Source organism: Streptomyces sp. JLSY215 (assembly GCF_059682825.1).
In genome coordinates this window covers 3276333-3288672 of sequence record NZ_CM185022.1, presented here as the reverse complement: position 1 = coordinate 3288672, position 12340 = coordinate 3276333, and the positions used below count along the sequence as shown (strand labels likewise).

Annotated in this window: 10 protein-coding genes and 1 other RNA gene; 9 read left to right on the top strand and 2 right to left on the bottom strand. The window is 72.9% G+C overall.

The features are described from left to right. The first annotated feature begins 2 nt into the window (after positions 1-2). The gene (smpB, locus tag AC5677_RS14655; RefSeq protein WP_497195480.1) at positions 3-524 is read left to right on the top strand and encodes an SsrA-binding protein SmpB; all 522 of its coding nucleotides are present in this window, start codon (positions 3-5) and stop codon (positions 522-524) included. Between the two features lie 130 nt (positions 525-654). Next, positions 655-1025, top strand: a transfer-messenger RNA (tmRNA) gene (gene ssrA, locus AC5677_RS14650). An 85-nt stretch (positions 1026-1110) separates the two neighbouring features. Here ssrA and AC5677_RS14645 read toward each other — a convergent pair. Beyond that, on the bottom strand, positions 1111-2463 hold the full coding sequence (locus AC5677_RS14645; protein WP_497195479.1) for an MFS transporter: 1353 nt from the start codon (positions 2461-2463) through the stop codon (positions 1111-1113). A 102-nt stretch (positions 2464-2565) separates the two neighbouring features. On the opposite strand from AC5677_RS14645, the gene AC5677_RS14640 reads away from it, so the two are divergent. From AC5677_RS14640 to AC5677_RS14630, 3 genes are all read left to right on the top strand, one after another. Beyond that, positions 2566-3555 carry a LysR family transcriptional regulator gene (locus AC5677_RS14640; RefSeq protein WP_497195478.1) on the top strand — a complete coding sequence of 330 codons (990 nt, stop codon included), beginning with the start codon at positions 2566-2568 and terminating at the stop codon, positions 3553-3555. 125 nt (positions 3556-3680) lie between these two features. Further along, positions 3681-5105, top strand: a complete 1425-nt coding sequence (locus AC5677_RS14635) for a nitrate/nitrite transporter (protein WP_497195477.1) — start codon at positions 3681-3683, stop codon at positions 5103-5105. 203 nt (positions 5106-5308) lie between these two features. After that, positions 5309-6475, top strand: coding sequence for a uroporphyrinogen-III synthase (locus tag AC5677_RS14630; RefSeq protein ID WP_497195476.1), 1167 nt, complete (start codon positions 5309-5311; stop codon positions 6473-6475). Between the two features lie 51 nt (positions 6476-6526). Here the strand turns inward: AC5677_RS14630 and AC5677_RS14625 are convergent, their stop codons facing one another. Next, a complete protein-coding gene (locus AC5677_RS14625) occupies positions 6527-7303 on the bottom strand; it encodes a class I SAM-dependent methyltransferase (protein WP_497195475.1) in 777 nt (258 codons plus the stop codon). 214 nt (positions 7304-7517) lie between these two features. On the opposite strand from AC5677_RS14625, the gene AC5677_RS14620 reads away from it, so the two are divergent. From AC5677_RS14620 to AC5677_RS14605, 4 genes are all read left to right on the top strand, one after another. Continuing rightward, on the top strand, positions 7518-8129 hold the full coding sequence (locus AC5677_RS14620; protein WP_497195474.1) for a CGNR zinc finger domain-containing protein: 612 nt from the start codon (positions 7518-7520) through the stop codon (positions 8127-8129). Between the two features lie 199 nt (positions 8130-8328). Continuing rightward, entirely contained in the window at positions 8329-8817 is a 489-nt protein-coding gene (locus AC5677_RS14615; protein WP_497196623.1) for a sigma-70 family RNA polymerase sigma factor, read from the top strand. Then, positions 8814-9560 carry a zf-HC2 domain-containing protein gene (locus tag AC5677_RS14610; protein ID WP_497195473.1) on the top strand — a complete coding sequence of 249 codons (747 nt, stop codon included), beginning with the start codon at positions 8814-8816 and terminating at the stop codon, positions 9558-9560. Before AC5677_RS14615 ends, AC5677_RS14610 begins: the two co-directional genes overlap by 4 nt. A gap of 232 nt (positions 9561-9792) precedes the next feature. Further along, the gene (locus AC5677_RS14605) at positions 9793-12177 is read left to right on the top strand and encodes a HelD family protein (protein ID WP_497195472.1); all 2385 of its coding nucleotides are present in this window, start codon (positions 9793-9795) and stop codon (positions 12175-12177) included. The last annotated feature ends 163 nt before the right edge of the window (positions 12178-12340 follow it).

Below are 12340 nucleotides of genomic sequence, written 5' to 3'. Positions count from 1 at the left end.
CTATGGCGAAGGAAAAGGTAAAGCGCAAGGCCGCCAAGGCCAACGAGAAGGCCCCGGCCCGGAAGATGGTCGCGCAGAACAAGAAGGCGCGGCACGACTACCACATCCTGGACACGTACGAGTGCGGCCTGGTGCTGATGGGCACCGAGGTCAAGTCGCTGCGTCTGGGCAGGGCCTCCCTGGTGGACGGCTTCGTGCACATCGACCACGGCGAGGCGTGGCTGCACAACATCCACGTCCCCGAGTACGTGCAGGGCACCTGGACCAACCACTCGGCCACGCGGAAGCGCAAGCTCCTGCTGCACCGGGCCGAGATCGACAAGCTGGAGTCGAAGTCCCAGGAGACGGGTCACACGATCGTGCCCCTCTCCCTGTACTTCAAGGACAGCCGGGTCAAGGTCGAGATCGCCCTGGCCAAGGGCAAGAAGGAGTACGACAAGAGGCAGACGCTGCGCGAGAAGCAGGACACGCGTGAGACGAACCGCGCGATCTCGGCGGCACGACGGCGGCAGCGGATCGCCTAGGTCGCGTGGCCCCCAGCTCGCGCGGCCGCCGGAATAGGCTGGCACCCTCGTGCGTTGGTCACGTACGATGGGTCGTGCTCCTCACAGCAGGGGCATATGGGCCGAAAGGCCCGGCTTGAAAAATCAACATGGGGATGATCGGTTTCGACAGCGGATGTCGAAGCAGGGGAAGCGTGTCGAGGAAGCGGCAATGATCTCGTAAACCATATGTCGCAACCAATAATCGCCAACACCAAGCGCGATTCCTTCGCCCTCGCTGCCTAAGTAGCGACTTTGCGAAGTGTCAGCCCGGGGGTGTTCCCGACCCGGATCCTGGCATCATTTAGGGAACTAAACTTCTAGACCCGGTCACGGGGCCTAGGAGGAAATCAAACAGTGACTGGGCCCGTCGGAGACTTGTTCGCGAGATCACCGGGGCCGAGAAAAGCGCAGCGAACTGCACACGGAGAAGCCCTGATTCTGCACCGTTGGACGCGGGTTCGATTCCCGCCATCTCCACTCATCCCATGTAAGCCGCTGCCCCGCGAGGATCCTCGCGGGGCAGCGGCTTTTTGTCTGCCTGCCCGCCCGTCATCGCCGGGGCCGGTCACGTCGGGTCCGCGGACGGGACGGACCGGCCGGTGCGGGCGGTGATCACGGTGATGACCAGGGCCAGGGCGGCGGCCGCCGCGGGAACGGCGTAGGCGGCAGCGGTGCCCGGGGCCGGTGCGGCGAGGTGGTCCACGGCCCAGCCGCCCGCCGCGGAGCCGGTGGCGATGCCGCTCAGCAGGGCGGTCACGGACAGCGTCATGCCCTCGTTCAACCGGTCCGCGGGGGTGCGGGACTGGATCAGGCCCATGCCGGTGACCATGGTCGGGGCGGTGGCCATCCCGGCCAGCAGCAGCGCGCAGGCCAGCGCCGTCAGGCTCCCGGTCGAGGCGGCGAGGAGCGGCAGCAGCATCAGGGCGGCCATGGCGCCCACGCACCGACGGAAGCGGTGCGGCGGGTGCCCGGCCCGGCCGGCCGGGCGCAGCAGGCCGTAGAGGAGACCGGCGGCGCAGGAGCCGGCTGCCTGGAGGGCGAGCAGGGCGCCCGCGGCCGGGCGTACGCCGTGGTCTTCGGCGTACGCGAGGGTGACGACCTCGAGGGAGCCGAAGATCGCGCCGGTGGCGAGGAAGGTGAGCAGGAGGGGCGGCAGTCCGGGCAGGCGCAGCGGTGAGCGGGGGCGGGAGGAGGCGGGGGACGGGGCGCGGGGCGCGACGGGCGGTTCGGTGTCGCGCCGGGCGGCGAAGAGGAGGACGCCGGTGAGCAGGAGCGTGAGCGCCACGGCGGTGCCCGCCTCGGGGAAGAGGGCGGTGCACAGGAAGGTGGCGAGGACGGGGCCGAGCATGAAGCAGAGCTCGTCCGCGGACTGTTCGAAGGAGTTGGCGGTGTGCAGGGCGGCGGGGTCGTCGCGGAAGAGGTGGGCCCAGCGGGCGCGGGACATACCGCCGGTGTTGGGGGTGGTGGCGGTGGCGGCGTAGGAGGCGAAGAGGGTCCAGTCGGGGGCGTCGAAGTGGACGCACAGGAGGAGGGAGAGGGAACCCAGGACGGCGAGGGCGGTGGCCGGGACGGCGATCCGGGCCTGGCCGTGCCGGTCGACGAGGCGGGCGGTCAGCGGGCCGGCCACCGCCGTCGCGGCCAGGCCGGTTGCGGTGACCGCCCCGGCCAGCGCGTAGGAGCCGCGGGTGCCGGCGATCATCAGGACCGCGCTGACGCTGAGCATGCCCATGGGAAGGCGGGCCAGCAGGTTGGCGGCGGTGAAGGCGCGGGTGCCGGGGAGGGAGAAGATCCGGCGGTACGGGGCGAGGGCGCGGAGGCCGGGCCTGCGGCGGCGGGCGCGGGGCCGTGCGCCGGGCGCGGGGGCCGTCGGCCGAACCGGAGGGGCGGTCACGGGGCGGGCGGCGAGGAAGAGGATCATGCCTCTACCGTGGCGGAGGGCGCCGAGGGCGTCCAACACCTGGTGAGAGCCTATTCACGCACCTGGGTTGTGAGTTGGCGGAGCGGCTGGGAGGCTGACGCGATGGCGTACGACGTGGAGCCCCGGCTGTTGCGGGCGTTCGCTGCCGTTGCCGATGAGCTCCACTTCACCCGGGCCGCGGCCCGCCTCTACGTCGCCCAGCAGGCGCTGAGCCGCGATATCCGGCGCCTGGAGCGGGAGTTGGGGACCGATCTGTTCGTGCGGACCACGCGGCAGGTGGCGTTGACGGCGGAGGGGGAGCGGCTGCTCCCCTATGCGCGGCGGGTGTTGAGCGCGCAGGACGAGCTGGCCGCCGCGTTCCGGGGCGCCGCCGAGCGGCCGTTGCTGGTGGATGTCGGGGCGCCGGTGGGGACCGCGCACCGGGTGCTGACGGAGGCGCGGGAGCGGGTGCCGGACAGCTGTGAGCTGGTCGCCCGCTTCCACAGCGGGCTGACCGGGGCGGCGGGGGAGCTGGCGGCGGGGCGGCTGGATGTGTCGTTCGGCCGGTTCGCGGGGCTCCCGCCGGGGGTACGCGCCGAGCTGGTCCATCAGCCGGTACGGCTGGAGCCGATGGCGGTGCTGCTGCGGGCGGGCCATCCGCTGGCCGCGCGGTCCGCGGTACCGCTCGCGGAGCTTGCCGGCGAGACGCTCTACGCGGGCGCCGGGAACGCGGGGACCGCCGAATGGACGGGCCTGGCGGCGCGGCTGTTCGAGGGGCGGGGCATCGCGATGGCCGAGCCGTTCCCGGAGATCGAGGGGCCCGAGGAGTTCGTGCGGGTGGTGCGCAAGCGGGGGTGGTCGGTCCTGGCGAGCGTGGAGTTCCTGGAGGTGCCGGGGATGGTGTTGCGGCCGGTGGTGGATCCGGTCCCGTTGTCGCCGGTGTCGATGGTGTGGCGGCGGGGGCTGCGCCATCCGGGGCTGGAGGCGTTGCGGGCCGTGGCGCGGGAGCTGGGGGAGCGGGACGGGTGGCTGTCGCCTCCGGGGCGGGCGTGGTGGCTCCCGGAGGAGGATGTTGCTGCGATGGGGCGTTTCTCCGGTACGTCCGCGGGCTGACCCGCCCTCACGGGCTGCCGCCCCGCCCCGTGAGTGCAAGGTTTCGCCGGTGTCACCGGGCGGCATCGGGGGGAAACCCGCCGTCCCTAGCTTCGGATGCAGAAGCCAGGGACATGGGAGGCGGGATGACGGCCGAGGTTGGCACGGACGCGGCGGGCGGTGCCCTCAGCGGGAGCCGTGGTCGTACACGGCAGGGGCGGCGCTGGATCGAGCGGTGGGAGCCGGAGGACGCACGGTTCTGGGCGGAGACCGGGGAGCGGGTGGCGCGCCGGAATCTGATTTTCTCCGTCTTCTCCGAGCACATCGGTTTCTCCATTTGGAGCCTGTGGTCGGTGATGGTGCTGTTCATGGGGCCGGAATACGGGGTGGATCCGGCCGGGAAATTCTTCCTCGTGGCGGTGCCGACGCTGGTGGGCGGTGTGCTGCGGGTGCCGTACACCTTTGCGGTGGCGCGGTTCGGGGGGCGTAACTGGACGGTGGTCAGCGCGCTGTTGTTGCTGGTGCCGACGGGTGCGACGGCGCTGGCGATGACGCCGGGGACGTCGTACGGCACCTTCCTCGCGGTGGCGGCGCTGGCGGGTGTGGGCGGGGGGAATTTCGCCTCGTCGATGACGAACATCAACTCTTTCTATCCGCTGCGGAAGAAAGGGTGGGCGCTGGGGCTGAATGCCGGCGGCGGGAATATCGGGGTGCCGGTGATCCAGTTGCTGGGGCTGCTGGTGATCGGTACGGCGGGGGCCGCCCAGCCCCGGCTGGTGCTGGGGGTGTATGTGCCGCTGATCGTGGCCGCGGCGGTTCTGGCGGCGCTGTTCATGGACAATCTGGCGCCGGTCACCAACGACACCGGGGCCGTGGTGGAGGCGGCCAAGGAGCGGCACACCTGGGTGATGGCGCTGCTGTACGTCGGCAGCTTCGGGTCGTTCATCGGCTACAGCTTCGCGTTCGGGCTCGTGCTGCAGAGTCAGTTCGCGCGCACGCCCCTGCAGGCGGCGTCGCTGACGTTCATCGGGCCGCTGCTGGGGTCGCTGATGCGGCCGGTCGGCGGGCGGCTGGCGGACCGGTTCGGGGGCGCGCGGATCACGCTCGGGAATTTCGCCGCCATGGGTGCGGCCACCGGCGTGGTGATCCATGCGTCGGCGCAGCGGTCGCTGCCGGTGTTTCTCGTCGGGTTCATCACGCTGTTCGTGCTGACGGGGCTCGGCAACGGGTCGACGTACAAGATGATCCCGGGGATCTTCCAGGCCCAGGCGCTGCGGCGGGGGCTGGCGGGGGAGGCGGCCGCGGCCTACGGGCGGCGGCTGTCGGGGGCCGCGATGGGGCTGATCGGGGCGGTGGGGGCGCTCGGCGGGCTGGGCATCAATCTCGCCTTCCGGCAGTCGTTCCTGGCGACGGGCTCGGGGACGCCGGCCTTCGTGGCGTTCCTGGCCTGTTACGTGGTGTGCGGCGCGGTGACCTGGGCCGTATACCTGCGGCCGGTGGCGCGGGGGCGGGCCGCGGCGCAGCCGGAAGCGGGCGAGGGGGCCGCGCGGCCGGTGTACGCCGAGGTCTGAGCCGTCCCGCCGGCCACCGGAGCCCAGGGGTCACGGTGGCCGGCGGGTGGGGTCTGAGGGGCGGCCGTAACAGACGGGAAATACTGGGGGACCGGGCCTGTCATCAGCCGTTGGCAGGCTTGCCAGGCATCCCGTGCCGCCCGAGCCGCGGCGGCAGGGCGACGACGCAGCACACCTTCGCGTGCGGAGCGGGACGGACGACCATGCACGAGCAGCAGCAAGACCATGAGGGCCAGGCCGCCGTGCGGGCGCTGGAGGGGTTCACGGTAGGGGTCACCGCAGCCCGGCGGGCGCAGGAGCTGGGCGCCCTGCTGGAGCGGCGCGGCGCCCAGGTCGTGCACGCGCCCGCGCTGCGCATCGTCCCGCTGCCGGACGACACCGAACTGCTCGCCGCGACCCGGGACCTGATCGACAGCGCGCCGGATGTGGTCGTGGCCACCACCGCCATCGGATTCCGCGGCTGGGTGGAGGCCGCCGAGGGCTGGGGGCTGGGCGAGGCGCTGCTGGACCGGCTGGCCGGCGTGGAGCTGCTGGCCCGCGGTCCCAAGGTGCGCGGCGCGATCCGGGCCGCCGGGCTGCGCGAGAAGTGGTCACCGGCCTCCGAGTCGATGGCGGAAGTCCTCGACCGGCTGCTGGCGGAGGGCGTCTCGGGCCGCCGGGTGGCCATCCAGCTGCACGGGGAGCTGCTGCCGGGGTTCGTCGAGGCGCTGCGGGACGGCGGCGCCGAGGTCGTCGGCGTCCCCGTGTACCGCTGGATGCCGCCGGAGGACATCGGCCCGGTGGACCGCCTGCTGGACGCGGTCATCGGCCACGGCGTGGACGCGGTGACCTTCACCAGCGCCCCGGCCGCCGCCTCCCTGCTGCGCCGCGCCGGGGAGCGCGGCATCCAGGAGGAGGTGCTGGCGGCGCTGCGGCAGGAGGTGCCGGCGGTGTGCGTGGGGCCGGTCACCGCGCTGCCGCTCCAGGCGCAGGACGTCCCCACCCTCCAGCCCGAGCGGTTCCGGCTGGGGCCGCTGGTGCAGCTGCTGTGCCAGGAACTGCCGGGCCGGGTGCGGCCGTTGCGGATCGCCGGTCACCGCGTCGAGATCCGCGGGCACGCCGTCGTGGTGGACGGCGTGCTGCGCCCGGTGCCGCCCGCCGGGATGGCGCTGCTGCGCGCCCTGGCCCGCCGCCCCGGCTGGGTGGTCTCCCGCGCGGATCTGCTGCGGGCGCTGCCGGGCGCGGGCCGGGACGAGCATGCGGTGGAGACGGCGATGGCCCGGCTGCGGGTGGCGCTGGGGGCGCCCCAGCTGATCCAGACGGTGGTCAAGCGCGGGTACCGGCTGTCGCTCGATCCGCATGCGGAGACCGGGAAGTACGACGGGAGCTGACGCGGCGGGGCGGGGGACCGGGCGGGTCCGGGCGAGGCCGGGCGGTGGGCCTCAGACCGGGTTGTTGACGCGGATCTTGGACTGGCCGTGCTTGCGGGTCTCCCAGTCCTCCATGAAGCGCGCCTGAAGACCGTGCTTGCGGGCCAGCCGCAGCAGCGTCTCGGTGCGGTAGTAGAAGTCCTCGCGCAGCACCTGGTGCTCGGTGCCCTCGGTGCGGTCGAAGGTGAAGTCGAAGAAGCCGCCGGGCGCGAGGATCCGGCCGACGTGCGCGAGGCACTCGTCGATGACGTCGACCGGGGAGTGCGAGAAGACGCTGTGCGCGTGGACGACGTCGAAGTGGGCGGCCGGAAGGAAGTCCAGCGTGAGGTTCCGGGTGATCGTCAAGTGCGGGAGTTTGGCCTGGAGTTCGTAGGTCGTCAGGGTCTGCTTCGCGGATATCAGGATGTCCGGGGAGATGTCGATGCCGTAGTAGTTGCCGGTGTCGAGGTGGTCGATGAAGCGCCAGCCGGCCCGTAGGTTGCCGCAGCCGATGTCGAGCATCCGGTGGCCGGGCCGCAGACCGTGCTCCATCAGGTAGTCGAACTGCATCTCGCCCAGCGCCAGCCAGCGTTCATGGGTGCGGCTGCCGACCGCGGCCTCCGGGTTGCGGCCGGTGTCCGAGGCCATCACCGCGCGGTAGTAGTCCACGTGCTGCGGGTGCTTGAGGCGCAGCCAGGTGTCACGGGCGGTGCGTTTGACGTACGGGGCGATGCGGGCCGGGTTCCGTACCGCGTAACCGATCTTGTGCGTGAGGCTGGCACGGTTCTTGCGCAGGGATGTGGGCGACATGCCGACGGACTATACATGAGATGTATACGCGCGATGTCTACATGAAGTGTCTACGTGGAGCGTCTTCGGGAACGCCTCCGTCGCGGGCCTCCCCGCGGTGCCTGCGCACCGGCCGTGACCGTCCCGACCGCAGCCTTCCGGCGGCCGCCCCCGCCGGGCACTCTGGGAGTCCACGCGTGTGTTCCGCGGTGGTTCTCTAAGGAGTGACAGGCACATGGCGGCGCGTTACGACCTGCGGTTCGACTGCGGGCGGATCTGCCTGGATCTGGTGGCCACGACCGGCGAGGACGCCGAACGGCTCACCGGCCCCGAGCATCTGACGGCCTGGCTGACCGGCACCGGAGTGGTGCCCCGCGGCGTCCCGCTGGACGGCGTCGACGGGCAGTGGGTCGCCCGCTTCCGGGCGCTGCGCGAGCTGCTGCGCCGGGTCGTGCACGACGAACTGCGCGGCGCGGCGGCCGACGCCGACCTGGCGCTGCTCAACGCCGCGGCCGCGGCCGCCGGCCCGCCCGCCGTCCACGCCGTACGGACCGAGGACGGCACGCTGGCCCGCACCTTCCCCGGGCCGCCGGACTGCACCGGGCTGCTGGCCGCGGTGGCCCGCGACGCCGTGGGCCTGCTGACCGACGCCCCGGCCCGCGGGCAGCTGCGGCAGTGCGCCGGCGAGGGCTGCTCGCTGGTCTATCTGGACACCTCCCGCGGGCGGCGCCGCCGCTGGTGCTCCAGCGAGGTGTGCGGCAACCGGGAGCGGGTGGCGCGGCACCGCAGGCGGACGACGGCCCGCAGCGGGGCCGTCACCCAGGACGCCGGGCCGGGCGGGCGGTAACGCCGGGGCGGGCCCCGTACTTGGCCGATTTTTTTCGCCAACCTCTGAGTGCACCGCCCGTCCCGTCCGTATCCCTCCCCACAAGGCCGATTCATGGCATGGTCCCGGGCGCCCTCCGGTGATCCGCGCTATCGACCCGGGAGTTGGAGTGCGCAAGGATGCCGCCGTGGCAGACCGGACGACACCTGACGAGGTGCTCATGAGAGCCCTCTACGACGAGCATGCGGGGCCGCTTCTCGCCTTCGTCCTGCGCCTGGTGGCGGGCGACCGACACCGCGCGGAGGACGTGGTGCAGGAGACGCTGGTGCGCGCCTGGCGCAACGCCGAGCAGCTGCAGAGCGCGACCGGCTCCATCCGGCCATGGCTGGTGACCGTCGCCCGGCGGATCGTCATCGATGGCCACCGCAGCCGCCAGGCCCGGCCCCAGGAGGTCGATCCGACGCCCCTGGAGACGATGCCGGCGGTCGATGTGATCGACCGGGCGCTGCGCACGATGACGATCTCCGAGGCGCTGCGCGATCTGAGCCCGGCCCACCGGGACGTCCTTGTCGAGACGTACTTCAAGGAGCGCACGGTCAGCGAGGCGGCGGAGGTGCTGCGCGTACCGGCGGGGACCGTACGGTCCCGGGTCTTCTACGCGCTGCGCTCCCTGAAGCTCTCGCTGGAAGAAAGAGGAGTGACGGAGTGACCCCGCCCACGCAGCCGGACCGGCACACCGACGTCGGCGCCTATGCGCTGGGCGTCCTGGACGCGGCCGACGCGGAACGGTTCGAGTGGCATCTGGCCGGCTGCGACCGGTGTGCGGCCGAACTCGAGGAACTGCTCGCGCTGTCCCCGCTGCTGGCCGAGTTCAAGGAGACCGCGCCCACGCCCGACACGGTCACCGCCGTACCGGGGCCCGGCGTCCTGGACGGTCTGCTCGACGAGGTGGCGGCGGCCCGGCGCGGCCGCGGCCGGCGCCGGCTGTACCTCGTCGCCGCGGCCGCCGCGCTGATCATCGGCGGACCGCTCGCCACCCTCGCCCTGACCGGCGCGGGACCGGAGCGGGAGCCCGCCGCGCCGCCGCTCGCCCGTGCCGTCCGCGCGCAGTACGCCGCGGGCGAGAAGGCGACCGCCGTCGATCCCGTCACCAAGGTCTCGGCGGGCGTCTCGATGACCGCCAAGCCCTGGGGAACCCAGGTCGTCCTCCAGCTCGCCGGCGTCAAAGGGCCGCTGACCTGCGACCTCGTCGCCGTCGGCAAGGACGGGAGCCGCCAGACCGTCACCACCTGGGCGGTCCCCAGGAGCGGCTACGGCATCAAGGGCAGCACCGCCAAATGGAACAGCGAGCCGCTGTTCGCCACCGGCGGGGCGGCCCTCAACCGCGCCGACATCGACCGCTTCGAAATCCGTACGCTCGACGGCGACCGGCTGGCCAGCGTGGATGTCTGAAACCCGCTGGAGCCGCCCGCCGGGCCCCCGCGGAGGCCGCCGGACGGGCGGCGGATAGGGTCCCGGAGCGATCCGGGACCCTCATCGGCCACCACCACGACTTCTGCCGAAGTTAAGGTCTAGGTCAACATCCGACCGGACACGCCCTTTTTTGTCCGTATGGCCAGATGCGTACGGTGCCCTGTTCGCGTACGGTTGACGGCTGCCCTACGCACAGCAGAAGGGGGCCTGGGTGGCCGCGCAGAACGCCACGCACGCACCGGATCACGCATCGGACGCCGTCCGTCACGCAGCGGATTCCGTTCGCGACCGCGAGATCGAGGCCGAGCAGACGCATCTCGACAGCGTCTACCGGCGCCTTGAGGAGAAGATCCACGAGGCAGAGTTCCTGATGGACGACGCCGCCAAACGTGGCCAGGTCGGCACGCCCGGCGCACTCGCCGAACGCGACGCCCAGGTCTTCCAGGCCGGCGTCCATCTCCACCGCCTGAACTCCGAGTACGAGGACTTCCTCTTCGGCCGGATCGACCTGCTCCTCGGCAAGGACGGCAAGAAGGGCCCGGACGGCGCCTACACCTCCGTCGAGCCCGCCGACGGCGCCATCGTGGACAACCGAGCCGAGATCGCCGAGACGCTGCACATCGGCCGCCTCGGCGTGCTCGACGCCGACTACACCCCGCTGGTCATCGACTGGCGGGCACCGGCCGCCGCGCCCTTCTACCGCGCCACCCCGGTCGCCCCCGGCCGGGTCGTCCGCCGCCGCGTCATCCGCTCCAAGGGCCGCAAGGTCCTCGGCGTCGAGGACGACCTGATGCGCCCGGAGGTCACCGCCACCCTGGACGGCGTGGAGCTGCCCGCGATCGGCGACGGCGCGCTGATGGCCGCGCTGGGCCGGGCCCGCAGCCACACCATGCGCGACATCGTCGCCTCCATCCAGGCCGAGCAGGACATGGTCATCCGGGCCCCCGCCGCCTCCGTCACCGAGGTCGAGGGCGGCCCCGGCACGGGCAAGACCGCGGTGGCGCTGCACCGCGCCGCCTACCTCCTCTACCAGGACCGCCGCCGCTACGCCGGCGGCATCCTGGTCGTCTCCCCGACCCCGCTGCTGGTCGCCTACACCGAAGGCGTACTGCCCTCGCTCGGCGAGGAGGGCCAGGTCGCCATCCGCGCGCTCGGCTCGCTGGTGGACGGCGCCGAGGCGACCGCGTACGACCCGCCGGCCGTCTCCCGCATCAAGGGCTCCTCGCGCATGCAGAAACTGCTGCGCAAGGCCGCCCGCGGCGCGCTGGACCTGCCGCGGGACCGCCGGCGGGACACCACCCGGCTGCGCGTCGTCGCCTTCGGCGGACGCCTGGAGCTGGACGCCGACGAGCTGCGCGGCATCCGGCTGGCCGCGCTCGGCGGGACCGCCCCGGTCAACCTGCTGCGCCCGCGCGCCCGCAGGCTGATCCTCGACGCCCTGTGGACCCGGTCGGGCGCCGCCCGCCGCTACACGGACCCCGAGCTGGCCGCCGAGGTCCGCCAGGGCTTCGACGAGGACCTCAGCACCGAGCCGGACTTCCAGGAGTTCCTGGACGCCTGGTGGCCCGAACTCACCCCGCGCGGGGTGCTCGCCGCAATGGCCGACGAGCGCCTGCTGGGCCGCTGGGCCCGCCGGATCCTCAACCCGCGCGAGGCCCGGCAGCTGGCCCGCTCGCTGCGCCGGGTGGGCCCGGACGGCCGCGGCCCGCTGTCGGTGCACGATGTCGCGCTGCTGGACGAGCTCCAGCAGATCCTGGGCGCCCCGGCGCGCCCGGCCCGCCCGCGCGAGGCCGACCCGCTGGACCAGCTGACCGGTCTGGAGGAGCTGTCGACCTTTGCGGACCGCAACTCCGGCGGCCGCAGCCGGCGCGAGCGCCTGGAGGAGGAACGCACCGACTACGCCCATGTCATCGTCGACGAGGCACAGGACCTGACGCCGATGCAGTGGCGCATGGTCGGCCGCCGCGGCCGGCACGCCACCTGGACGGTGGTCGGCGACCCGGCGCAGTCGTCCTGGTCCGACCCGGACGAGGCCGCGCTCGCCCGCGACGAGGCCCTCGGCACCCGCCCGCGCCGCCGCTTCACGCTCACCGTGAACTACCGCAACCCGGCGGAGATCGCCGAGCTGGCGGCGAAGGTGCTGGCGCTGGCGATGCCCGGGAAGCGCTCGCCGGACGCGGTCCGCTCGACGGGCCTGGAGCCGCGCTTCGCGGTGACGTCACCGGAGGGGGCCGGCGGCCCCGACGGCGCCACCGACGAGGAGCTGGCGGCGGCCACGGTCGCCGAGGCCACGCGCCTGCTGGGCGAGGTGGACGGCACGGTCGGCGTCGTGGTGGCCATGAACCGCCGCGAGCAGGCCCGCCGTTGGCTGGCCGGGCTCGGCGACCGGGTGGTGGCGCTGGGCTCGCTGGAGGCCAAGGGGCTGGAGTACGACGCGACCTTGGTGGTCTCGCCCGCCGAGATCGCCGACGAGTCCCCGGCCGGGCTGCGGGTGCTCTATGTCGCACTGACCCGCGCCACCCAGCAGCTGACGGTGCTCTCCACCGGACGCGACGAGCCGGACGCGGTGGGGGTGCCCGACCTGCTGCGCGACTGACCGCCGCCGTATGCGTGGCCGGCCGCCGCCGTACGAGGGAGGGCACCGGCCGCCGTACGAGGGGTCTTGAAAATCGGCTGCCCGGGACGGGATTCGCTTCCGGGGATGGTTTGTTAGCCTGGGTGACGGCACCGGCTCGATCCAAGCCCCCGGGCCCAACCAT